Source organism: Cryobacterium sp. TMT1-62, from assembly GCF_004403145.1.
Lineage (GTDB): Bacteria > Actinomycetota > Actinomycetes > Actinomycetales > Microbacteriaceae > Cryobacterium > Cryobacterium sandaracinum.
Genome location: NZ_SOGZ01000033.1, coordinates 117736 through 142136, shown reverse-complemented (window position 1 = coordinate 142136; position 24401 = coordinate 117736). Strand labels below are relative to the sequence as shown.

Below are 24401 nucleotides of genomic sequence, written 5' to 3'. Positions count from 1 at the left end.
CTCGGCCGCCCGCAGCCGCTCCGCCTGGGCGCGCGCCTCGGGCTCGCTTGCCGCCGCCAGCGCGGCCGCCGCCAGGGCCTCGTCGACGTCATCCATCCGGTCCGGTAGCTCGTCCAGGAGCGCCTGGGTCTGCTCGACGGATGCCACGTGCAGGGCGAGCTCCTCCTGCAGCGTCACAATCTTGGCCTCGATGCCGGGCAGCAGCCGTTCGACGTCGAGAACGTCCTTCAACGATCCGAGCCGGCCCAGGAGATTCTCGATGACGGCCTTGAGGCTCTCAGTCGTTTCCACCAGACCTGGGTCGTCCTGGTACTCACGCCAGGCGCCGTGCGCGTACGATTCGCCGACCAGGGCACGTTCGAGCGCTTCCTCCGCCTCTCGACGCGTGCGGAGCGCCGGCCACACGCGGGACGCCCGGTTCGCGGCCAGCACGGCCGCCCGGTCGAGGGCGATCGCCACCTGCCGGGCCTCGAGAACGGCCAGGGCCGAGTGGGCTTCGTTGCGGCGGTCCTGCCGGCTGCGCAGGTCTTCCTGGGCCTGCACGTCGGCGGCGGCCAACTCCAGCGCCGACGTGGCCCGTTCGGCCCCCGCCGACGCCTCGGCCAGCAGCTCGTCCAGCTCCGCCAGGGCGGCGTCGAACCAGGCCCGGTCGCGACTGCCGGGCGCGTCATCGGAGTCGTCGCCGGGCAGGTCTTCGCGCTGCAAGTGCCGGGACGCGGTGGCCGCCAGGCCGGCCAGGCGCTGGCGCACGGATTCCAGCCCATCATCGAGCGACTTGCGCCGGCTGATCAGCCCGAGTTCGAGCTGCTCGAACCGGGCGGTGCCGAAGAGGGTGCGCAGCACCCCTCGCCGGTCATCGGTCTTGGCCAGCAGGAACCGCTGGAACCGGTTCTGGGCCAGCAGGATCACCTGCAGAAACTGGTCCTGCTTGAGCGGCAGGATGCGGCTGAGCTCGTGCCCGACGTCGACCGGACGGGTCGCCACGCTGCGCCAGCCCTCAGGGGTGTCCCGGTCGTCGTGCAGGTCACGGATGTCGAGGCGCGCGTCGGGCGGTGACATGGTCGTACCCGGGCCACGCTTCTTGTTCTTCTCGTACCTGGGTGTGCGGTAGATGCGGTAGTCGTTCTCGTGCAGTGCGAATTCCAGCTCCACGAAAGTAGGGTCATCCGGTTCGCAGTGGTCACTGCGCAGCTGGGACTCCGTTCCCTCATAGCGCGGCACGCTGCCGTAGAGGGCGAAGCAGACGGCGTCGAGGATGCTGGACTTGCCGGCCCCGGTCTTGCCGGTGATCAGGAAGATTCCATCGGCATCGAAGCGCTCGAAGTCGATCACCTGTTCGTTCTTGTAGGGGCCGAATCCGGCGATCCGCAGGCGTTTGATCTTCATCGGCTCAGCTCCCTCAGGTCACCTTCGGTGAGGAGTTCCGCCACCAGGTCTCGTTCGAAATCGGATTGGCCGACCCCGTTGCGCACGAACTCGAGGAACCCGGCGACAATCTCGCGGTCACTCTGGCGGTCGATGCGCTCACCGTAGCTGACGGCATCCGAGTCGACGACGACAGCGGGCCGGTGCTCGAGCGTGACGCAGTGCGGGAATCGTTTCTGCAGGCGCCGGATGCCGTCGAGGGGACGCACCTGGTCGGTCAGGATTGCCGACACCCAGTCGGGCTCGAACTCGGCCAAGGCGTCATCGGTCAGGAGCTGTTCGATCTCGCCGGTGAGCACGCTGAGTCGCCGCGGGACCGGAAGCTCGATCCATTCGATGTCGGCGGCAGGGCCGGCCTGGAGCTCGACCAGCCAGCAGCCCCGCGGTTTGCCGGCCTCCGAGAAGGAGTAGTGCAGTGGTGCTCCCGAGTAGCGCACGCGGTCGGTGAGGTGGGCCCGCCCGTGGATGTGGCCGAGGGCGACGTAGTCCGGTCCTGTGAAGACCGACACGGGCACCAGATCGAGGCCGCCCGCGGTGATGTCCCGCACGGTATCGGTCGCCGCGGCCGCGGGCACTCCCGCCGCGAAGCAGTGGCTGAGCACCACCGATCGCCCGCCGCGCACGGCCAGGTCATCGCGGATGCGCTGCATCACGACGGTGAGCACCTGCTCGTGGGTCTTGAGCGGTTCGTCTGCCGGCCCGTGAAAAACGCTGAGGTGCCGGACCAGCGCCGGCTCCAGGTAGGGGATGCCATAGAAGTGCACGGGCCCGTGCTCGTCCGGCACGGTGACCGGTTCGAGGAACTGCTCCGGCCGGGTCAGCACATGGACGCCCGCGAGTGCGGCCCACTCCGCCTGGAAGCCGAGGCGGGTGGCGGAGTCGTGGTTGCCGCTGGTCATCACCACCGTGGCCCCTGCCTGCTTGATTTCCCGCAGCACCGCCGCGAGCAGCGTGTAGCTCTCGGCCGACGGCATGGCCGAGTCGAAGATGTCGCCGGCCACCGCCACCACGTCGATCCGGCGCTGCCGCACCACCTCCACCAGCGCATCCAGCACCTGATGCAGGGCATCCAGGGTCGAATGGGTGTGGAAGGTTCGCCCGATGTGCCAGTCGGAAGTGTGCAGGATCTTCATGATGCTCACGCTATCGCCGACGGCCGACACCCGGCGGCACCCGGCGGCGCCGGGCAGCACCGGGCAGCACCGCGCAGCGGGTTCTTTGTTTGTCTTTGTTTTTCTTGACAAACAAAAACAAACACAGGTAAAGTTTTTGTATTCTACAAATTCGTGGTTTCGGCCACTCAGCGTCGAGGAGGTCGCCATGTTCGCCGAAGAACGTCAGGCCCTGATCGTCGATCTGGTCACCAGTTCGAACCGGGTCACGGTCAGCGATCTCGCCTCCCGCTTCGATGTCACCCCCGAAACGGTGCGCCGCGACCTCGACAGCCTCGAGGGCGCCCGCCAGCTGCGCCGGGTGCACGGCGGCGCGGTCGCGTTCGACCGGCAGAGCATGTCCGAGCTCAGCCTCGAAGAACGCCAGACGCAGCGGCAGGACGAGAAGCAGCGCATCGCCGCCGCCGCCCTCACCATGATTCCCTCGAGCCAGACCGGCTCCGTCCTGCTGGATGCCGGCACCACGACCGAACTGCTCGCCGACCTCCTGCTCGACTGGACACCGGCAGCCCCCGGTGACGAACTCCTGGTCATCACCAACGCGGTGCCGATCGCCACGAAACTCGCCGGCAACGACGCCATCTCGTTGTATATCCTCGGCGGCCGCGTGCGCGGCCTCACCCGCGCCGTCGTCGGTCCCAGCACCATCGCCCAGCTCGATTCGTTGCGGCCCGACATCGCGTTCGTCGGCGCCAACGGCGTGCACGCCGAATTCGGTTTCAGCACTCCGGATGCCGTTGAATCCGCCGTGAAGACAGCCATCGTCCGTTCGGCCCGTCGTGTTGTCGCACTGGCCGATTCGTCCAAGCTCGACAAGGAAACCCTGATCCGCTTCGCGGCCCTGGGCGACATCGACGTGCTGATCGCGGACGCTCTCCCATCAGATGAACTTGCCGCAGCCCTGGCCGCGGCCGACGTTGAGGTTGTGATCGCGTGATCATCACGCTTACTCCGAATCCGAGCCTGGATCGCACCATCGAACTCCGCGCCCCGCTGGCCCGCGGCGGAGTTCAGCGCGCCGCTTCATCCCGCGAAGAACCGGGCGGCAAGGGCGTGAACATCGTTCGCGCCCTCGAGGCCTCGGACATCCTGAGCCTCGCCATTCTCCCCGGCGACGAGTTGGACCCCGTTCTGGTGGCCCTCCGGGCCGCGAGGGTGCCCCACCTCGGCATGCCGATCGGCGCCACGCTCCGGAGCAACGTCGCGCTGACCGAGATCGACGGCACCACCACCAAGGTGAACGTGCCCGGACCGGTGCTGACCGCCGCGCAGCAGAGCGACCTGATCGAACTCGTGCTGGAGAAGGCGGAGGGTGCCAGCTGGCTCGTGCTGGCCGGATCGCTGCCGCCTGGAGTGCCCGTCGACTTCTACGCCGACATCACCAGGGAGCTCCGCAGCCGGTTCGGCGCGAGCGCCCCTCGGGTGGCCGTCGACTCGTCCGGCGCGCCCCTCGCCGCCGCCGTCACGGCCGGACCGGACCTGATCAAGCCCAACGCGGAAGAACTGGCCGAGCTCACCGGCATCCCCGACCCGGAGAGCCTCGAGGGCAATCCGGTGCTCGTGGCCCGCGCCGCCGAGCGTCTCGTCGCCACCGGAGTTGGCGCCGTGTTGGCCACCCTCGGTTCCCAGGGTGCCGTGCTGGTGACCGAAGACGGCGCCTGGCTCGCGAAAACGCCGCCGATCAACGCGCGCAGCACCGTCGGAGCCGGCGATTCATCCCTGGCCGGCTACCTGCTCAGCAGCATCGCCGGCGGCTCCGCCCCCGACTCTCTCCGCCAGGCCGCAGCCCACGGGGCCGCAGCCGCGTCCCTGCCCGGATCAACCGTTCCGGCACTGCACCAAACCAGACCGGGCGACGTCACCCTGACGTCGCTCAACACCCATCCAAAGGAGGATGTCCAGTGAGTGCACTGATCACCCCGGAGCTTGTCGCTCTGGATAAGAACCTCGGAGCCGCACCCTCGAGCGTAATCCGGCATCTTGCCGAGCTCGTCGTAGGCGCCGGCCGCGCCACCGAGATCGAGAGCCTCTACGCGGATGCCCTCGCTCGCGAAGCGAAGACGGCAACCGGCATCCCCGGCGGCCTGGCCATCCCGCATTGCCGTTCGGCAGCCGTTACCGAGCCGACGCTGGCGTTGGCCCGACTGACTTCGCCGGTCGACTTCGGCGCCGCCGATGGCCCCGCGGACCTCGTCTTCCTGATCGCCGCTCCCGAGGGCGCGGACCAGGAACACCTCAAGATCCTGGCCAAGCTCGCCCGCTCGCTGATGAAGGCCCCCTTCACCGCCGCGCTGCGCGCCGCGAAGACCCAGGCCGAAATCGTCGAACTGGTCACCAGCGTCGTCTCCCCGGCTCCCGTGGCCGCCGGCGGCGTCGTCGGCGCCGGCGCCAACGTCGGAAGCACGCCCGCGGCATCCGCCGGTGTCAAGCGCATCGTCGCTGTGACCGCCTGCCCGACCGGCATCGCGCACACCTACATGGCTGCCGAATCGCTCGTTGCCGCGGCGAAGGCCGCCGGCGTCGACCTGCGGGTCGAAACCCAGGGCTCGGCCGGCCTCACGATGCTCGACCCGGCCGTCATCGCCGCGGCCGACGCGGTCATCTTCGCCGTCGACGTCGACGTTCGCGGTCGCGAGCGCTTCGCCGGTAAGCCCGTCATCCAGGTGCCCGTCAAACGCGGCATCGACGAACCGGCCAAGCTCATCCACGATGCCCTGGCCGCGGCCCAGAACCCCAACGCCCGCCGCGTCGGCGGCACCGTCGGTGCGGCCGAGGCCGAGGAGACCAGCGAGCACTTCGGCCAGAAGGTCAAGCGCGCCCTGCTCACCGGTGTCAGCTACATGATCCCGTTCGTCGCCGGTGGAGGTCTGCTGATCGCCCTCGGATTCCTCCTCGGAGGCTACGAGATCACCGAGGTCGCCGACACGGTCACCCTGGAGAACAACCTGTTCAACCTGCCGGAAGGCGGCATGCTGACCTATCTGGGAGCGGTCTTCTTCAAGATCGGCGCGCTGTCGATGGGCTTCCTGGTTCCGGCCCTGGCCGGCTACATCGCCTACGCGATCGCCGACCGTCCCGGAATCGCCCCCGGTTTCGTCGCCGGTGCCGTCGCCGGGTTCATGGGTGCCGGTTTCCTCGGCGGCATCGCCGGTGGTCTGCTGGCCGGTGTCGCAGCCGCCAGCTTCGCCAAGCTCGACGTGCCGCGCTGGCTTCGCAGCCTGATGCCCGTCGTCATCATCCCGCTGGTCGCGTCGATCGTCGCCTCGGGCCTGATGTTCCTGGTGCTCGGTGGCCCCATCGCGCTGCTGACCACCGCTCTGAACGAGTGGCTGTCCGGCATGACCGGCGCCTCCGCCATCCTGCTCGGCCTGATCCTGGGCCTCATGATGGGGTTCGACCTCGGCGGACCGGTCAACAAGGTTGCCTACGCCTTCGCCGTCGCCGGTCTCGGCACCGCAACCATGGCCAACCAGGCTCCGTGGCAGATCATGGCTGCGGTCATGGCCGCCGGCATGGTTCCGCCGCTCGCCATGGCCCTGGCCACGGTGCTCGACCGCCGACTGTTCACTGTCGCCGAGCGCGAAAACGGCAAGGCCGCCTGGCTGCTGGGTGCGTCGTTCATCTCCGAAGGCGCCATCCCGTTCGCTGCCGCAGACGTGCTCCGCGTGATCCCGGCCTCCATGGTGGGCGCCGGCGTGACCGGTGCTCTCTCGATGGCCTGGGGCGTCACCTCGAAGGCCCCGCACGGCGGAATGTTCGTCTTCTTCGCCATCGACAGCTTCGCGCTCTTCGCCCTGGCGATCGCGATCGGAACCGTCGTAACGGCCATCCTGGTGATCGCGCTGAAGCGATACGCTCGAAAGACACCGTTGGTCACCGCGGACGCAGCAGCGCCCGCCCTGGTCAACGCCTAACCGCACGTCGGCCGCTCCGAGAAATTCGGGGCGGCCGACGCGTAGCATCAATAGCGCAGTATTTCTGCTGCGCAAGAATAGAGGTTGTCCCGTGCAGAATTTCACTGGTGTAGGCGTAAGCCCCGGCCGGATCATCGGATCCGTTCGCCAGATGCCCAAACCGATCAGCGAACCCCCGGCAGGTGAACGCCTGGATGCGGCGACTACGCCCGAAGTCGCAACGGCAGAGCTGCGGACAGCCTCCAAGGTGGTGCAAACCGAGCTTCAGCGTCGCGCCGAAGCCGCCACGGGCGCCAGCAAGTCGGTTCTCGAAGCCACCGCGCTGATGGCCACCGACCCGATGCTGATAAAAGCTGCAGTGAAATTAATCGTTACCGGAACATCCGCCGAACGCGCGATCTGGGAGTCCGGCGCATCCGTCGCCGAGATGCTGCACAACCTCGGTGGCTACATGGCCGAGCGGGCCACGGATGTCCTCGACGTGCGGGCCCGGATCGTCGCCGAGCTGCGCGGCGTCACCGCCCCCGGCATCCCCCAGTCTGACGAGCCCTTCGTGCTCGTAGCCGAGGACCTCGCCCCGGCCGACACCGCCACCCTCGACCCGAACAAGATCCTCGCCCTGGTCACCAGCGGCGGCGGACCGCAGTCGCACACCGCGATCATCGCCCGCGCCCTCGGCCTGCCGGCCGTCGTCGCCGCCGCCGGCGTCGACGCCCTCACCGATGGCACCGAGGTCTACGTGGACGGCGCCGCCGGAACCCTCCAGGTTGACCCCGGCGACGACGAGCGCACCGCCGTCACGGCGTGGGAGCACGTCGCGGCCAGCCTGTCCGTGTTCGACGGCACCGGCACCACCGCCGACGGCCACCTCGTTCCGCTGCTGGCCAACGTGGGCGGGGCCGCTGACGCGGTCAAGGCCGCGGCCGCCGGCGCAGAGGGCGTCGGACTGCTCCGCACCGAGTTCTGCTTCCTCGAGCGCGACATCGAGCCCACCATCGATGAGCAGGTCGTGGCCTACCGCGGCGTGTTCGACGCGTTCCCCGGCAAGAAGGTCGTCGTGCGCACGCTCGACGCCGGCGCCGACAAGCCTCTGCCGTTCCTCACCGACAGCACGGAGCCCAACCCGTCGCTCGGCGTGCGCGGCTACCGCACCGACCTGACCAGCCCCGGCGTGCTCAAGCGCCAGCTCACAGCCATCGCCACCGCCGCGCAGGCCTCCTCCGCCGTGGTCTGGGTGATGGCTCCGATGATCGCCACAGTCGACGAGGCCGCCGACTTCGCCGCCATGTGCCGCGTCGCCGGGCTGAAGACCCCCGGCGTCATGGTGGAGGTTCCCTCCGCGGCGCTCCGCTCCGCGAGCATCCTGACCGAAGCCGAATTCGTCAGCCTCGGCACGAACGACCTCACCCAGTACACGATGGCCGCCGACCGTCAGCTCGGAACCCTCGCCGCGCTGAACTCGCCGTGGCAGCCCGCCGTGCTCCAGCTGATCCAGCTCACCGTCGCGGGGGCGATATACGAGGGCCACAACAAGCCCGTCGGCGTCTGCGGCGAAGCCGCCGCCGACCCGGTTCTCGCCGTCGTACTCGTCGGGCTGGGTGTCAACACCCTGTCCATGACGGCCCGGTCGATGTCCGCCGTGGGCGCCGTGCTGAAGTCCGTGACGCTCGAACGGGCGCAGGAACTTGCCCAGATCGCCGTTTCGGCCCGTAATTCGGACGAAGCGCGTACCCGCGTGCGCGCCGGATTGCCCATACTTGAAGAGCTGGGTCTCTAGCCGCTTCGGATTTACGTCGCATCGCATCATCGCCGGCGAGCCACCCCTTCGCCGGGCACCAATTAGGAGGAACCATGTCCGAACGTAAAGCCACCATCGCGAGCCGTGTCGGCCTGCACGCGCGCCCCGCATCCATCTTCGCGGCGGCCGTCGGCGATCTGACCCTCGAGGTCACCATCGCCCTCGAGGCCGACCCGGCCGAGGACGCGATGGATGCCTCGAGCATCCTGTCGCTGATGAGCCTGGGTGCCGCCAACGGCGACATCGTCGTGCTGCGCGCCGAGGGCGACGGAGCCGATGAGGCTCTCGAGTCCCTCGTCAAGCTCCTCGAAACGGACCTCGACGCCGAGTAGCACCCCCGTCCGAAGGCACCCTCAGTCTGCGCGAATCATGCCGGAGTGAGGGTGCCTTTTCGTGGGTCAGGCTCCGACGCCGGAGGTCAGGCCCGGTCGGGCGTGACCAGGGTGATGAACGCGCTCAGCTGGGCCAGGCTCTCCACACTTGAGGGCAGGGTCTCGGTCAGGGCCGGCGAGTAGACCAGCCAGGCCGCCCACTGGGCACGGGAGATGGCCACGTTGAGCCGGTTTGCCAGGAGCAGGAACTCGAGGCCGCGCGGTACGTCCTCTGCCGCGGAGGCGGCAAGCGAGACCACGGCGACCGCCGCCTCCCGGCCCTGGAACTTGTCGACGGTGCCCACCGGCACGTCACCCAGGCCGGCCTGCACGAGGTGGCGGCGCAGCAGCTCGACCTGCGCGTTGTAGGGCGCCACGACGATCACGTCGCCCTGCGCCAGCGGTGCGCTCCGGCCACCGGATGTCCAGGGTCGGCCGAGCAGACCGGTCACCAGTGAGACCACGGCTTCGGCCTCCTCCACCGACGAGGTGGAATTGAACCGGTGCGGCACGGGCACCGGGTGCAGGCCCGGCTCCACAGCCTCGAGTCGGCGATCGGAGGGGTGCGAGCGCAGCCGCCCCTCGTAGGACAGCGCCGACACCGGAGCGCAGATCCTCGGATGCATGCGCCAGCTGGTCTTCAGAAAGTAGCCGAATTCCGGCGGGAGCACCTGGTGTCCGTCGCTGAGCCAGCCCAGAGCCGAGCCGTCGACCGGTTCGGGGTGCGTGCCTTGGCTGACCTGCGGCAGCTGTTGCGGGTCGCCGAGCAGCAGCAGGCGTTCGGCCGCGACGGCTGCTGCGATGGTGCTGGCGAGGGAAAACTGGCCGGCCTCGTCGATCACGAGCAGGTCGAGGGAGCCCCGCGGCACCCGGTCGGCGTTGCTGAAGTCCCAGGCGGTGCCGCCGAGTACCCAGCCGCCGGACTGCCCGGTGAACCGGGCGAAGGTCTTGGTATCCAGGAGGGTCCACGGCACCGGCTTTTTCTCGTCGCCCTTTTTCGCTTTCTTCCCGACCTGGCCGGGCTCCAGCCCCGCCTCGATTCCGGCGGCGAGTACGGCCCGGAGCATGTTCTCGACCGCGGCGTGGGACTGCGCGACGACGCCCACGCGCCAGCCGTGCCGCACGACGAGGTCGGCGATCACCCTCGAGCCGACGAAGGTCTTGCCGGTTCCGGGCGGGCCCTGCACCGCGAGGTAGGACCGGTCGAGCACGAGCAGGGTGTCCCGGATGGCGGTGCGCACATCCCCCTCACCGTCGCCGTCGCCGGCACCATCGCCCTCGCCGTCCCCGGCACCGGCACCATCGCCGGGGCGCGCCGGTGGCTGCACCAGGGGCTGCGCCGGCCCACTTGCCCCGAGCAACCGGGGCGGGCGTCGGCGCAGCAGGTCGAAGGCCGCGTCCGGCAGCGGTTCCGGCCACCGGGAGAGCACGGCGCGGCCCCACTCCGAGATCGCGGTCACCTGGCTACCGGCTGGCGGCGGGGTGCCGGGGGTGAGGGCGATCGGCATTTCCCGGTGGGCGGGTGCATCGCGTTCGAGCACCTCCTCGACCAAATAGACCGACTCGTCGATCACGTCGATGATGGTCGCCCTGTTGTGCGCGGTGCGCGCTCCGGGGGCGTCGCTGCGGCTGATCGGCGGGTAGGGCAGGTCGTAGAGCAGGAACGGCTGCTGCCCGACCGTGAGCGAACTGCCCGGCGCGAGTGCCCCGGTCAGGCGCAGTACCCGGCGGTCGAGCGACTGGCGGCCTTCCCGGTGCCAGCCCAGGTGCAGGGCTGCTGTTTCGACGATGAGCACGTCCCTGGTGTCCGCCCAGTCGTCCACGGGCGCGCCCAGGCGACTGTAGTGGTCCCACCAGAACGATTTCTGCTCCCGCCGGTGGTAGTCGATCGCCGCCGAGGCGAGGGCGAGCGCGGTCTGGTCGGCGGTGCGCTCGGCCGGCGTAACGTCGGCAAGCAGCGCGGAGAGTTCCCGGTAGACCGGGTCCGGTTCCCGCACCGGCAGGGGCACGCCCGCCAGGGTCGCCGGCGACGCTGCGGTGGCGCCCGGCTGCTCGGCGGCGCGGGCCAGCAGCCAGTCGCGCAGGCGCAGGGTGGAGCGGCAGTCGTACGCGTTGTAGCGGGCGATGTCCGTGAGAATCTGCTCTGCGGCATCCGTCTGTCCGGTGGCCAACAGGGTGCGCGAGCGCACGTATTCGGTGATCGAGTCGGCGGCGTTGGCCACGCCCTCGCGTTCCTCGAGCCCCATGTAGAGCGGTTCGAGCTTCTTGAGCGAGTAGCTGCGGCTGCCGATGCGTAAGCCCTGCCGCACGATCGGGTAGAGGTCAACGAGCACATTCCGGCGCAATAGGTCGTCGACCGCTTCTTCGCCGACCCCGTGCCGGGCGGCAAGGCCGAGCAGGTGGGTGCGCTCGTAGGGGGCGTAGTGGTAGATGTGGAGCCCCGGATGCCGCGAACGGCGCTCCCGCACATACTCCAGGAAGTCGATCAGGGCCTGACGTTCCTCGGCGTGGTCGTGCGCCCAGAAGGTGCGGAAGGTATCGTCCGGCAGGGCCAGACCGAACAGATAGTCCAGCCCCCACTGTCCGTTGCCGGCCTCCTGGTAGAGCGGGTCACCCTCGAAGTCGAAGAAGATGTCCCCCGCGTCGGGTGCGGGCAGCGCCGCGAGGGCGGCCGGGTTGATGATCTCCCAGTTCAGTGGCCGGCCGGGAGCTCGGGGGGCGATCTGCAGCCGGGCCTGCCCCTGCAGGGTCGCTAGCGTGGCGTCTGACAAACCGGGGACGGGCTCGCGCCGCGCGGCGAGGTCGTCGATGGAGCGGACGCCCGCGGAGCGCAGCCGGGCGCGCTGGCTGAGCCGCAGGTTCGCGACCAGGAGCACGTCCCGGTGCTGCTGCACCTGCTCCTCGCACAGGTCACAGCGGCCGCAGGCGGCGTAGCGAGGGTCACCCCACGGGGTGGGTGCAGGGTCGGCGAGGCGTTCGTCGACCAGCCGCTCGAGGCGGGCGCGCCGGGCGCGGTAGACCGGCAGGATGTCCTGCAACCGGTGCGAGCTCGTGCGGCCGTCGCCGAGCAGAAGGTGCACGTTCTCCCCCGTCGGGATGCCCATCCGCTGCAACTGGTCGCTATACGCCGCCAACTGCAGCAGCGCCGTGATCTTCGCCGAGCGTGCCAGCTTCGTGTCGTAGACCTCGTAGGTCGCGGCATGGTCGGCGGGGTCGGCAGGGTCGGAATGGTCGGCGGGGTCGCTCGGGTCGCCGCTCCCGGTGCGGATGATGAAGTCCGCGTAGCCCAGGAATCGCCCGTCGAAGAACGCAGCCTGGAACACCACCTCGGCCCCTGCGCGCAGGGCCGCCTCGCTCATTTCAACGGCGGAACCGATGTCGGCGAGGTCGCCACGTTCGATCTCGACGACGGTGCGGGCCGCGCGCAGCTGTTCGAGCATCCGCAGTTCGTGGGCGTCGCCCAGCGCGGCGGTGCGCTGGAGCATGGCGTCAGCGGCTGCCGGGGCGGCGTCGATGCGTCCCAGTTTCGCGTCGAGTCGGCGCAACAGTGCCCACTCGCACGCGGCCGCGGCGCTGAGGTCGCTCGCCGAGTAGACAACGGTGGCAGGGTCTGGCAGGAACACGTCGATCTCCTCTTTGCGCACGCACAACCACACCGGAAGCGCTGGTCACGGTGGTTTCGAGGCTAGCCGACACCACCGACCAGAACAGGGGGTGCCGCGCCCTTCCCCCTGCAGCCGTGCTCAACTAGGGTTGGCCTACACGCGGCAGACGAGGTTTTTGATGGCTGTCCGCGCGGCGGTTCACTGTTGATCCGATTCTGGCCGATTGCGGGCCCGATGTGCGACGACCGAGTGCCGTATCCCTGCAACCAAGCGAGAAGGAACACACCGTGACTGACAGCCAGAACCCCGTACCCACTGCCAACGCCACCGGCCCCGACGCCCACAACATCAAGGACTGGACCGACCTCGGCAAGGAGATGTGGTCCTACCTGACCGGCAAGAGCGCCGCCATCAACTACAGCTTCATCGACATGACGGTGGAGGTGCCGCGCGACATCGGCCCCGACGCCCCCCGTGCCACTTGGAAGCTGAACGGCACACTGCGGGTCACCACGAGCGAGGGTTCAGGCACCGAACCGCTCACCAAGTAGTCATGAGCCCCACCACCCGCCTGGACATCGACCTGGAGTTCTCCCTCGCGGAGCCGGGCACACCGGGCGACACCACGGAGGCAACCGGCGCCGAGCAGATGGGCGGAACCATCACGGCCAGCGGCCTCGACGTCGAGATCTTCTCCAGCAAGCCCGAGATGTTCGTGCGCACCAGCACGATGAAGCTGAAGGAACTCCGCGGCCTGGCCGGCGACCTGGCCGAGCGCGGCCTGACCGTCTCCGTGTCCGGCCCCGACGGCCTGATCATCCGGCTGGGAGCCGTCAAGGCACCCGTCATCCAACGGCTGCTGACCGGTTCGTCGCACATTACGCTCGGCAGCCGGGCCGCGCTGGTTCCGCTCCTGCGGCGGCGCAGTGCCGCACCGGAGGCGGGCCTGTCCCTGCCGTTGCCGCCGGCCACCCTGTTGCCGTTGGTGCCGACCTTCGACCGGCGCATCCGTCGCCGGGTGACCACGACGCACTACACACCGGGGGCAGGCCGGCCCCGGCTGGTTTTTGTGATCGGCTCGAAGAACTGGAACGGTCAGATGCCGCGCGAGTTCGATCTGCTGCCGACGGTCACCACCATCGGTTCGGCCCCGGATGCCGACCTGCAGCTGGCCGGTCTGCAACCGTTCCATGCCGAAATCCGCCACGACGACAACGACGAGTACATTCTGTATCCGCTCGGCGACGTTTCCGGCGGAGCCAAGCGGAATTACCGGCAGGACGAGAACGACGGGCAGGTCCTGCGCACCGGCGCCCGGATCGAAATGGGTCCGTGGCGCATGGCCTACTTCCGTGAGGAGTATGCCGACCACGGCCGCCCCCACGGCGGTCGCGTGGGCGGGGAACTGTCCGTGCAAAAGCCGCAACCGAGCCGCCGCGCAGCCCGGTTGGAGCGCGAGGCCAACGCCGCCGGTGCCGGCACCACGAACGGCGGCACCGAGCCGATGACCGCGCGGCCGGGGCCGGTGGACGACTCCGAGATCTAGGGTCAGGTCCGGGTCGGCAGATCCTGGCTGCGCCACTCGCGGCGCACGCTGTGGAAGCCGGCACACGGTAGAACGTGTGCCGGCTTCTCTAGTATGAGCCGCGACGGAAACCGCCGAGCCCTGCGCCGCCCCACGCTGCCCTGCCCTGCCCTGAACCAATTCGACGGAGATTCTGAGGAAACAGCGGGTTTACGGGCTGTTTGGAATGGTTGTGGGCAAAATCTCGGCTCTCCGTCGAATTCGTTCGGGCTGCGCGGTGGAGCACGGGGTGGCGGGTGGGGTGACGTACGGGTGGCGCACGGGGTCGCGCACGGGATCGCGGGTGGATGCAGGGCGCACCCGTGCGGCTGCAAATCCGGCGGGTGTTGTGGCCAACTCAGGAGATCCGTTCGGCCGGGACGGACATCCGCACCGGTTCCGCACTGGTCCGTGGGAGCCGGGCAATGCGGGCGACGGATGTCCTGCGTTGGCCACACGCACAGGCTCGGCCGGGCCTGACCCGCGGCAGGTCTCCTGCGTTGGCCACACGCGCAGGCTCGGCCGGGCCTGACCCGCGGCGGAGCCCGGGATCCCCACACCCGCGAAACCCCCTGGCCGTCAGGTACACGCAGCTAGACGGGCTCCCCCGCGGTCTCGGCCGCCGGGATACTCTGGCCGGGGACGGCATCCTCGCGGCGCGACTCCGCGTGTGGCGCGGTGCCGGAAAGCCGCAGCGTCGCCAGGAAGCCGAGCACGAGGAACCCGGCTGCGGCGTACGCCGAGTAGCGGGTGCCGTCGCTGAACGCCTCGCGGGCGGTATCCGCCAGCTCGGGGCTCTGCTCTTCGAACGACGGGATCACCGAGCCCGCACTGTCGACGACCGCGTCGACGATCTGACTCCGGGTCTCGGCAGTCAGCCCGGGCACCTCGGCCAGCTTCGCATCGAGCGACGTACCGACCGTAGTGAACAGCACGGTGCCCAGCACCGCGATGCCGAGCGCCGAGCCGATCTGCCGGGCGGTGCTGGACGTGCCGGAGCCCTGGCCGCTCTGCGCCACCGGCACATCCTTGAGCACGACGCCGGTGAGCTGGGCGGTGGCCAGCCCCACGCCGATGCCGTAGACGAACAGGAATGGCACCACGACGAGCCAGGTGGACTCGGCCGTGATGACCAGGCCGAGGCCGGCGACGCCGATGATCTCGGCGACGATTCCGAACCGCACGATCGTCTCGGGTGAGATCTTGTTGCCGAACGCCCCGGACACCCCGCTGGCCACGAACGAGCCCAGCGCGAGGGCGAGCAGCACGAATCCGGTCTGCAGGGCGTCGTAGCCGAGCACATTCTGCAGCCAGAGCGGCAGTGACAGGATGATGCCGAACTCACCGAGGGAGACGATCATGGCCGCGATGTTGCCGTTTCGGAACGACGGGATCGAGAACAGGGAGAAGGCGAGCAGGGTGGTCTTGCCGGCCCGCTGGCGGTAGAGCCCCCAGTAGATGAAGGCCACGCCGGACACGACGGTGATCTGGAACACAAATGGAATAATCGACAGCGAGTACGGCCAGGTCCAGTCTCCCGCAACCGGCGCTTTGTCGGTGAGCCACCAGCCGTAGGTGCGTCCCTCGATCAGCCCGAAGACGAGCGACGCGCTGGTGATCACCGAGAGCACGGCGCCGACGACGTCGATGCGGCGCGGCTCGCCGGCATCCTTCGATTCGAGCACGAAGACCAGTACGCCGACGACGATGACGATGCCCAGTGGCACGTTGATGCCGAATGCCCAGCGCCAGGAGAAGGAGGTGGTGAGCCAGCCGCCGAGCAGGGGGCCGACGGCCACCATGCCGCCGATGGTCGAGCCCCAGATCGCGAACGCGATGCCCCGGTCACGGCCGCGGAACGTGGCGTTGATGATCGAGAGCGTGGTGGGCAGCACCATCGCACCGCCGACGCCCTGGATCAGCCGACCCAGGATCAGGAGTTCGCCCGTCTGCGCGAGCGCCGCGAAGACGGATGATGTGGCGAAGACGATTACGCCGAGAATCAGGATGCGCCGTCGACCGAACCGGTCGGCAAGCGTTCCGAAAACCAGCAGCAGGGCCGCGAAAACCAGGGTGTAGCTCTCCTGCACCCACTGCACCTGGGTCGAGGTGATCGCCAAGTCGTCGACGATCGAGGGGATGGCCACGTTGATGATCGTGGAATCGACGATGATCAGGGCGACGGCGACGCTGATGAAGACGAGACCGGCCCAGCGCCGGCGCGCCGAGGTGACGCCCGCCGGGGTGACAGGCAAGGTGGCCGAATCGCTCACGCGGTGACCGATCGGGACGTGGCGGATGTGGCGGACGTGACGGACCTGGAGGTGCGCACGCGCACGGTGATGGTGACGATCAGGATGGCGGCCACGGCGACGATCGCCGCGATCGCCGTGGGAGTGGAGAGCAGGGTGCCGGCCAGCCGGGCCACGGCCACCCAGGCCAGGCCCCAGCACAGCGACGCGGCCGGGGCGAGGCGGCCGTGGCCGTAGATCGCGAGGAACACGCCGACCAGCCCGGCGACGGCGATGACCAGCACCGCCCACAGGTCCGCGCCGAGGCCGAAGCCTTCGAAGCCGGAGGCGACGAGCACCGCGGTGACGTTGGCGGCGGTGGCGATGGCCACCCAGCCGAGGTACAGGCCCACGGTGCCGTCGGCGACGATCGTCTCAATCAGGTTTTTGGGCCGGGTGCGGAGCGTGAGCTGGAACGCCCGGATCAGCACGACCAGCAGAAGCACGATCACGGGCACACTGAGCCAGAGCAGGTCGAACTGGATGCTCAGGATCCAGGCGGCGTTCAGCACGAGCGACGCGGCGATCGGGTAGCCCAGGGCGCCTTGGCGGTCATCCGTTCTCTGCGCCGGCAGGAGCTGCCACAGGGCGTAGGCGATGAGGCCGAGGTAGATCGCGGTCCAGATGCCGAAGGCCGGCCCTTCGGGGGCGATCGGGGTGGCGTCGGCGGCGAGCGCTCCGCCTGACGCGTTCTGGATCGGGGTTCCGCCGGCGGCGCCGGACCCGATGAACGATCCGACGACGGCCAGGATCACGCTCGCCAGCACCACCGTTTGACGCAGTGGATCGCTGCTCTTGTTCATCTCGGTCTCCCAACAATCTGCCACCTTAATAGTCGACGGTTTCATCCTGACCTCTTCCGCCCCCTGGAGTATGCGAAACTGCCGCATGCGCATCAACGGAGTGCACCACATCGCCATTATCGCCAGCGACTACGACGTGTCCAAGGCCTTCTACCTCGACGTTCTCGGCTGCACGCTCGAAGCGGAATACTTCCGGGCCGCGCGCCGGTCGTGGATGGGCAAGCTTGCCCTGAACGGCCACTACCTGATCGAACTGTTTTCTTTTTCCGACACCCCGCCCCGGAAGAGCGGCCCGGAAGCGCTCGGACTGCGCCACCTCGCGTTCGAGGTCGACGACGTACCGGCCGCGCGCGACGAGCTGATCGGCAAGCACGTCGAGGTTGAGGAACTGAGGGTGGACCCGAACACCGGCAAAGCGATGTTCTTCTTCCGCGACCCCGACGGGCTGCCGCTGGAAATCTACGAGCGCTGAGTCCGGACGCTATTGCTCCGGGCTGCTACTGCTCGGTCACCAGGTGGAAGACCACTCCGTCATCCTGCACGGACACGCGCAGGCGGTCGAGACCGGAGACCACCAGGTCGGCCTCCAGGTCGGCGGCCCGATGGGTGCCGACGACGCCGATCGTGGCGCAGCCGGCGGCGCGGGCGGCGGCAAGGCCGGCTGGGGCATCCTCGACTACGACGCAGCGGGCCGGGTCGACGCCGAGGCGTTCGGCAGCCAGCAGGAACGGCTCGGGGAACGGCTTGCCGCGGCTGGTGTCGTCGATGGTCACCACCGTGAGCGGCGCGGGGAAGCCGGCGGCGTCCAGGCGCACCAGGCACAGCTGCCGGGCACAGGACGTGACGATCGCCCGGCGGGCCTCGGGGATGCTCGCCATGAGTTCCGCCGCGCCGGCCAAAATCCTGACGCCATCCGTGTCGGCCAGTTCGAACTCGGTCAGCCGGGTGACGGATGTCTCGACCAGCTCCTCCGCCACCAGGGTCGCGATCATCTGACGCGCCGGCACCCCATGCTCGGGGCCGGTGAACGACGGGCCGAGGCCGACCTCGGCACCCCAGCGCAGCCAGGACCGGGTAACCGCCTGAGTGGAGTCGACCAGGGTGCCGTCCATGTCGAAGAGCACCGCCTGGAAGACCTGCCCCTGCAGGGCCTCCTCCCGGGAGGTTTCGAGCGGGGCGATTCCGGGCTGCGTCATTGTGGTTCCATTCGTCTCTGGGCTGGTACCCCTCAAGTCTGCGCCCTCACGGAACTACGCTATGACTCATGACCACTCCTCCCCGCGCGGTGCAGAAGCCACAGCAGCGCAGTTTCCATGACGACGTGTTCACCGACAATTACGAGTGGCTGCGCGACAAGGACAGCCCCGAGGTGATCGCGCACCTCGAAGCCGAGAACACCTTCACGGATGCCCGCACCGCCCACCTGGCCCTGCTGCAGGAGCAGGTCTTCGAGGAGATCAGGGGCCGCACCCAGGAGACCGACCTCAGCGTTCCGGTGCGACAGGGCCACTGGTGGTACTACACCCGCACGGTGGAGGGGAAGGAATACGGCATCCACTGCCGTGCGCCGATCTCCGCGCCGGACGACTGGACCCCGCCGGTGCTTCCCGAGCAGATCCCCGAACAGACCAGCGGGAAGGCGAGCGGGACCGCCGGTCTCCCGGGCGAGCAGATCGTGCTCGACGACAACGCCGAGGCAGCCGGCCACGAGTTCTACTCGCTCGGCAGCACCGACGTGAGCGGCGACGAGAACCGGCTGCTCTACGCCGTCGACACCGAGGGCGACGAGCGGTACACCCTGCGCGTGCGTGACATCGCGACCGGCGAGAATCTCGCGGACGAGATCCCGAACACCGGCGAGGGTGCACTGTTCGACCCGAGCGGCCGCTACATCTTCTATACGACCGTGGACGACGCCTGGCGGCCGGACACCGTGTGGCGACACGAGGTGGGAACCGCGGCCGCCGCCGACGTGTCGGTCTTCCACGAACCCGACGAGCGCTTCTGGGTGGGCATCGGCCTCACCCGCAGCCGCAGGTTCCTGCTGATCGAGGCCGGCTCGAGCGTGACCACCGAGACCCGGCTGCTCGACGCCGCCGACCCGACCGGCGAGTTCGCCCTGGTCTGGCCGCGGCTGGACGGCGTCGAGTACGACGTGGAGCACGCCGTGCTGGGCGGCGAGGACCGCCTGCTGATCGTGCACAACCACCACGCGGTCAACTTCGAGCTGGTCAGCGTCTCCGTCGCCGACCCGCGGGGTGAGAAACGGATTCTGCTGCCCCACGATACGGCCGTGCGCCTCGAGAGCGTCGACGCATTCCGCGACTTCGTGGTGGCCGAATACCGGCGGGACGGACTCACCCGCGTTGCCGTGAGCGCCGAGGCAGCCGACGAGGAACTCGATTTCGTCGAGCTCGGCTTCGAGGAACCGCTGTACTCCGTGGGCACGTCGGCCAATCCCGAGTGGGACACGCCGACCATCCGTCTCGATTACACCAGCTTCGTCACGCCGTCGACGGTCTACGACCACGTGGTCGCCACCGGCGAGCGCCGGCTGCGGAAGCAGCAGCCCGTGCTCGGCCGCTACGACCCGACCCTGTTCGAGCAGCGCCGCGAGTGGGCTACCGCCGCCGACGGCACGCGCATCCCGATCTCCCTCGTCTACCGGCGTGACCTCGTCGCTCCGGGAACTCCCGCCCCGACCCTGCTCTACGGCTACGGCTCCTACGAGATCAGCATCGACCCGTCGTTCAGCATCGCCCGGCTCAGCCTGCTCGACCGCGGCATGATCTTCGCGATCGCCCACGTGCGCGGCGGCGGCGAGCTGGGTCGACTCTGGTACGAGAACGGCAAGAAGCTGCACAAGCGCAACAGCTTCACGGACTTCATCGACAGCGCCCGGCACCTGATCGACCAGGGCTACACCAGTCCCGACCGGCTCGTCGCCGAGGGCCGCAGCGCCGGCGGCCTGCTGATGGGCGCCGTGGCGAACCTGGCCCCGGAACTGTTCTCGGGCATCCTCGCCGGGGTGCCGTTCGTGGACGCGCTGACGTCGATCCTGGACCCGTCGCTTCCGCTGACCGTGATCGAGTGGGACGAGTGGGGCGACCCGCTGCACGACCCTGAGGTGTACGCCTATATGCGCGGCTACTCCCCCGTGGAGAACGTACGCGACACGCACTATCCGCGGATACTCGCTGTGACCAGTCTCAACGACACCCGAGTGCTCTACGTCGAGCCGGCCAAGTGGGTGGCCCGGCTGCGCGAGGTGGGAGCGGATGTTCTGCTGAAGACCGAGATGTCGGCCGGCCATGGTGGGGTGTCCGGCCGGTACAGCCACTGGCGTGAAACGGCGTTCGACTTCGCCTGGATCATCGATGCCGCCAGGGCGCATCCGTCGAGGGAAGCGGCGGTCACCGCGGTGTAGCTGAGTGAGTCTCAGCCAGGGCCCGAGCCCGTGCCCGAGCCCGAGGCCTGGCGACATCTCCGACCCGAACGAATTCGACGGAGATTCTGCCCAAAACACCCCCAAACAGCCCGCATAAGCAGTTTTCCGGCAAAATCTCCGTCGAATTGGTTCAACCGCGGACACTGCGCTCCGACCGCGCTGCCCACATGAGAGCATGGAGCCATGTCTGATGCCGGGTCTCCCCCGGCGCGGGCGGACTGGAAGCGGATCGCGGGACCCGTGCCCGGCGAACCGGGTGGGACCACCGATCTGCCCGTTCCGATGGGCCTCCTATTCGAGCTGCGAGAGCAGACGCCCCGCACGAACGACCGCTGGCGTGGTGCGACGGCCCGGCCGGTCACGAACGTGCGCCCCGGGCAGGGCGAGATCCGGCTCGGGGTGCGCCCGGTCATCCGAAGCGCCCGTGGCAACTGGGTGCGCACGGACGTGGCGTGGAACCAACTGGGCTTCCACCGCAACCGCCTCAACCTCAACCGCGAGCACCACCGCTGGCTGAGCCAGATCCTGGCCCTGCACCGGGCCGTGCGCGGCGTATACACCAGCCAGGAGACGGACTGGATCTACCTCGACGACTTCGTCAGCCCGCTGCTCTGGACCCTCTTCGACGAGGCCGAGACCCTGGGGCTGCGTCTCGTGGGCAGCACGAAGGATGCCACGGTCAGCGTGGGCCGCGCGGCCCACGTGAGCCTCGACGCAAGCCGGAACGCCGCCGGCGCGTTCAGCAACACAGGCGCCGCCGGCGCGTTAAGCAACACAGGCGCCGCCGGCACCCAGGGTCTGCTCCTGACCACCCGGCTCCTATTTGACGGCACCCCGCATCCCCCCGAGCATTCCGGGGCGATCGGCGGCCACGGGATCTACGGCTATGCCCTCGGGCCGCGCCCGGTGTTCACCCTGGCCCCGACCGTCGACGGTCCGCTCACCGCCGAGCAGCGCCGGCTGCTCGGTGCGCCCGGCACGGTTCTCGTGCCTGCCGACGAGACGGCCGAGTTCCTGAGCGACTTCTATCCGGCGCTGCGGCGCACCCTGCCGGTGATCAGCACGGATGGCTCCGTGCGCTTCCCCCAGGCCGACCCACCTCTGCTCGTGCTCACCGCCTGGTTCCGGCCGAGGCAGGCGCTGGAGCTGGCCTGGCATTGGGAGTACCGCGAGGGTTCCCTGCTGAAGAAGCTGCCCGTGCTGTCGTCCACGTCCACGTCCACGCCCACGCCCACGCCCACGTCTCCCTCGATCGGAAGCCGCGACGAGCCCACCGAACGGGTCATCCACGAGCGAGCCAGGCGTCTCCTCGAGGAGGCCGGCCACGCCGACGCAGGCCCGGCCGCGACATCCGTCACCCTGCGCGGCATCGATGCGGCCGAGGTGGCCGAACGTGCGCTCCCGCGGCTGGAAGCGCTGCCCGGCGTGCGCGTGGACATCCGCGGCACCCGGCCCGACTACCGCGAACTGACCGAGACTCCTGAGCTCACAATCAGCACGGTCGAGACGGACCAGCGGGACTGGTTCGACCTGGGCGTGATCGTCACGATCAATGGTCGGAGCGTGCCGTTCGGCCCGCTGTTTAAAGCTTTGGCGAAGGGGCAGGCGAAGCTCCTGCTGGTCGACAACAGCTACCTGTCGCTGCGGCAGCCGGCTTTCGAGCGCCTGCACGAACTGATCACCGAGGCCCGCGCCCTGCAGGAATGGGACACCGGCCTGCGCATCAGCCGCTACCAGGCTGCCCTCTGGAGCGACTTCGAGGACCTCGCCGACGACACCGAGCAGGCCGTGGCGTGGCGGGCGGCCGTGTCCGGGCTGATCGGCTTGTCCAAGGGCGCCGACGACGCCGAGCACGCCCCGCACGCCCCGCTGCCGGCCGCCGTGCACGCCACCCTGCGCCCATACCAGGCGCAGGGCTTCACCTGGCTGACCTTCCTCTGGCAGCACCAGCTGGGCGGAATCCTCGCCGACGACATGGGCCTCGGCAAGACGCTGCAGACGCTCGCACTCCTGGCGCACGCGACCGCGCAGCCGGCCGAGCAGGCCCACCCAGCCGGGCACGCCCACCCGGCCGATTCGGCCCAGCGGCGGCCGTTCCTGGTCGTCGCCCCGACATCCGTCGTCGCCACCTGGCGCTCCGAGGCCGCCCGCTTCACGCCCGGCCTCGACGTTCGGGTGATCACAGCCACCGAGGCGGCCGACGGCATCCCGCTGACGGATGCCGCGGCCGGCGCCGACGTCGTCGTCACCTCCTACACGCTGTTCCGTCTCGACTTCGAGGCCTACCAGGCGCATGGCTGGGCCGGGCTGATCCTGGACGAGGCGCAATTCCTGAAGAATCGTGCCACCCGGGTGCACCTGTGCGCCCGCGACCTGACGACGCCGTTCAAGCTCGCGCTCACGGGCACGCCGATGGAGAACAGCCTGCTCGAGCTGCATGCCCTGTTCGCGATCGTGGCACCGGGCCTGTTCCCCTCCCTTCGGCGGTTCACGGAGGAGTATGTGCGCCCGATCGACCGCGGCGACACCCCCGAGTTGCTCACGCGGCTGCGCCGGCGCATCCGCCCACTGTTGCTGCGTCGCACCAAGGCGGTCGTCGCGCCCGAGCTGCCGCCCAAACAGGAGCAGGTGCTTGAGATCGAGCTGAACCCCCGGCACCGCGCGCTCTACGACACGTTCCTGCAGCGGGAACGGCAGAAGCTGTTCGGCCTGATCGACGACCTCGACAAAAACCGGTTCATCGTGTTCCGCTCGCTGACCCTGCTGCGGCTGCTCAGCCTGGACCCGTCCCTGGTCGACGAGAAGTACGCCGGAGTGTCGTCCAGCAAACTCGACGCCCTCTTCGAACAGCTGGACGACGTCGTCGCCGAAGGTCACCGCGCGCTCGTCTTCAGCCAGTTCACGTCGTTCCTGAAGAAGGCGGCCGCGCGGCTCGAGGCCCGGGGCATCCCCTACTGCTACCTCGACGGGTCCACCCTGCGCCGCTCCGAGGTGATCGACCGGTTCAAGACCGGCAGTGAGCCGGTGTTCCTGATCAGTCTGAAGGCCGGCGGGTTCGGCCTTACCCTGACCGAGGCGGACTACGTCTTCCTGCTCGACCCGTGGTGGAACCCGGCCACCGAGACGCAGGCCATCGACCGCACCCACCGCATCGGCCAGACGAAGAACGTGATGGTCTACCGAATGGTCGCCACCGGCACCATCGAGGAGAAGGTCATGGCCCTGCAGAAACAGAAGGCCGAGCTCTTCGACCAGGTGCTGAGCGACGCCCCAGCGGATGCGCCGGGGTTCAGTGGGAACCTCACGGCCGACGACATCCGCAGCCTGCTGGAGAGTTAGACGGACAGCTCCCGGGCGATCTCCGCCGCCCATTCGTCGATCGCGACCCAGTTGCGGAAGTCGCCCTCGGGCAGCAGCTCGCGCCCACTCGGGATGCGCCGCACAAGTTTGTCCCGGCGGCCGAGCACGGTCGGGTCGAGCGCACCGAAGAACACCCGCATTCCGCGCGGCTGGAGCGACTGGCCGAACTCCTCGAACTGCTTCGGCTCACTCTCCTTGAGCAGATCTCGCCCCTGGGCGTCCTTCCCCGCGGTGCCGAGCGGCCCGCTGCTGAACAGCCAAACCGGATGCGCCGTGATCAGTTCCTGGTGGCGCCGCACGAACTCCGTCGCGTCCTTGCGCCACGACCCCATGTAGGCGGAACTGCCGATCACAAAGGCGTCGTACTCGTCCACCTGGTCAACGGATGCGACCGGCCGGGCCACGGCATCCTGCCCGGCCTCCCGCAGTTTGCGGGCGATGCGCTCGGCGATTCCCTCGGTGGCTCCGTACTTGCTCGAAAACCCCACCAGTGTCGTCATGATTGCCTCCAGCTCGTCGGTCGTTCACTCAATCGTAGGGCGGTGCGCCGCCGCGCCCCGTCCACGATTCCCCACCCCCAATCGAGCGGGTCGGTTGGTTCTCCGTCTTCCGCCGCTGCTAATCTGAGATTAGATAACGTGGGGGTTCCG

General features: G+C 69.0%; 17 protein-coding genes. 10 read left to right on the top strand and 7 right to left on the bottom strand.

Annotated features, from left to right (window positions below; all coding sequences use genetic code 11):
• Both E3T34_RS16825 and E3T34_RS09605 read right to left on the bottom strand, forming a co-directional pair.
• On the bottom strand, nt 1–1386 hold a 1386-nt coding region (locus E3T34_RS16825), incomplete at its 3' end, for an AAA family ATPase (protein ID WP_134342848.1).
• Nucleotides 1383–2558, bottom strand: coding sequence for an exonuclease SbcCD subunit D (locus E3T34_RS09605; RefSeq protein WP_104099259.1), 1176 nt, complete (start codon nt 2556–2558; stop codon nt 1383–1385). The genes E3T34_RS16825 and E3T34_RS09605, both read right to left, overlap by 4 nt.
• 187 nt (nt 2559–2745) lie before the next feature.
• On the opposite strand from E3T34_RS09605, the gene E3T34_RS09600 reads away from it, so the two are divergent.
• The 5 genes from E3T34_RS09600 to E3T34_RS09580 all read left to right on the top strand — a co-directional run bounded on the left by E3T34_RS09600 (nt 2746) and on the right by E3T34_RS09580 (nt 8641).
• Complete coding sequence (locus E3T34_RS09600; RefSeq protein ID WP_104099255.1) at nt 2746–3534, top strand: DeoR/GlpR family DNA-binding transcription regulator; 789 nt, start codon at nt 2746–2748, stop codon at nt 3532–3534.
• Entirely contained in the window at nt 3531–4502 is a 972-nt protein-coding gene (locus E3T34_RS09595; RefSeq protein WP_134342847.1) for a 1-phosphofructokinase family hexose kinase, read from the top strand. The genes E3T34_RS09600 and E3T34_RS09595 overlap by 4 nt, the downstream gene beginning before the upstream one ends.
• Complete coding sequence (locus E3T34_RS09590; protein ID WP_134342846.1) at nt 4499–6511, top strand: fructose-specific PTS transporter subunit EIIC; 2013 nt, start codon at nt 4499–4501, stop codon at nt 6509–6511. The genes E3T34_RS09595 and E3T34_RS09590 overlap by 4 nt, the downstream gene beginning before the upstream one ends.
• Nucleotides 6512–6602: 91 nt before the next feature.
• Complete coding sequence (ptsP, locus tag E3T34_RS09585) at nt 6603–8288, top strand: phosphoenolpyruvate--protein phosphotransferase (protein ID WP_104099252.1); 1686 nt, start codon at nt 6603–6605, stop codon at nt 8286–8288.
• Nucleotides 8289–8362: 74 nt separating this feature from the next.
• On the top strand, nt 8363–8641 hold the full coding sequence (locus tag E3T34_RS09580; protein WP_104099251.1) for an HPr family phosphocarrier protein: 279 nt from the start codon (nt 8363–8365) through the stop codon (nt 8639–8641).
• Nucleotides 8642–8727: 86 nt separating this feature from the next.
• Here the strand turns inward: E3T34_RS09580 and E3T34_RS09575 are convergent, their stop codons facing one another.
• The gene (locus E3T34_RS09575) at nt 8728–12303 is read right to left on the bottom strand and encodes a TM0106 family RecB-like putative nuclease (RefSeq protein ID WP_134342845.1); all 3576 of its coding nucleotides are present in this window, start codon (nt 12301–12303) and stop codon (nt 8728–8730) included.
• 269 nt (nt 12304–12572) lie between these two features.
• On the opposite strand from E3T34_RS09575, the gene E3T34_RS09570 reads away from it, so the two are divergent.
• Both E3T34_RS09570 and E3T34_RS09565 read left to right on the top strand, forming a co-directional pair.
• The gene (locus tag E3T34_RS09570; RefSeq protein ID WP_174720110.1) at nt 12573–12836 is read left to right on the top strand and encodes a hypothetical protein; all 264 of its coding nucleotides are present in this window, start codon (nt 12573–12575) and stop codon (nt 12834–12836) included.
• Between the two features lie 2 nt (nt 12837–12838).
• The gene (locus E3T34_RS09565) at nt 12839–13831 is read left to right on the top strand and encodes an FHA domain-containing protein (protein ID WP_174720167.1); all 993 of its coding nucleotides are present in this window, start codon (nt 12839–12841) and stop codon (nt 13829–13831) included.
• 611 nt (nt 13832–14442) lie between these two features.
• On the opposite strand, the gene E3T34_RS09560 is transcribed toward E3T34_RS09565, so the two are convergent.
• Complete coding sequence (locus tag E3T34_RS09560) at nt 14443–16122, bottom strand: MFS transporter (protein WP_241977381.1); 1680 nt, start codon at nt 16120–16122, stop codon at nt 14443–14445.
• Nucleotides 16119–16943, bottom strand: coding sequence for a tryptophan-rich sensory protein (locus E3T34_RS09555; RefSeq protein ID WP_134342844.1), 825 nt, complete (start codon nt 16941–16943; stop codon nt 16119–16121). Before E3T34_RS09555 ends, E3T34_RS09560 begins: the two co-directional genes overlap by 4 nt.
• Nucleotides 16944–17028: 85 nt before the next feature.
• On the opposite strand from E3T34_RS09555, the gene E3T34_RS09550 reads away from it, so the two are divergent.
• Complete coding sequence (locus tag E3T34_RS09550; protein ID WP_104099249.1) at nt 17029–17415, top strand: VOC family protein; 387 nt, start codon at nt 17029–17031, stop codon at nt 17413–17415.
• A 25-nt stretch (nt 17416–17440) separates the two neighbouring features.
• Here E3T34_RS09550 and E3T34_RS09545 read toward each other — a convergent pair whose 3' ends face one another.
• Nucleotides 17441–18139: an HAD-IA family hydrolase gene (locus E3T34_RS09545; RefSeq protein ID WP_104099248.1), complete on the bottom strand. Its 699-nt coding sequence runs from the start codon at nt 18137–18139 to the stop codon at nt 17441–17443.
• A 68-nt stretch (nt 18140–18207) separates the two neighbouring features.
• On the opposite strand from E3T34_RS09545, the gene E3T34_RS09540 reads away from it, so the two are divergent.
• The gene (locus tag E3T34_RS09540; RefSeq protein ID WP_134342843.1) at nt 18208–20370 is read left to right on the top strand and encodes a S9 family peptidase; all 2163 of its coding nucleotides are present in this window, start codon (nt 18208–18210) and stop codon (nt 20368–20370) included.
• A gap of 204 nt (nt 20371–20574) precedes the next feature.
• A complete protein-coding gene (locus E3T34_RS09535) occupies nt 20575–23730 on the top strand; it encodes a DEAD/DEAH box helicase (protein ID WP_134342842.1) in 3156 nt (1051 codons plus the stop codon).
• Here E3T34_RS09535 and E3T34_RS09530 read toward each other — a convergent pair.
• The gene (locus E3T34_RS09530) at nt 23727–24251 is read right to left on the bottom strand and encodes a flavodoxin domain-containing protein (protein WP_104193986.1); all 525 of its coding nucleotides are present in this window, start codon (nt 24249–24251) and stop codon (nt 23727–23729) included. The genes E3T34_RS09535 and E3T34_RS09530 overlap by 4 nt on opposite strands.
• Nucleotides 24252–24401 lie beyond the last annotated feature (150 nt).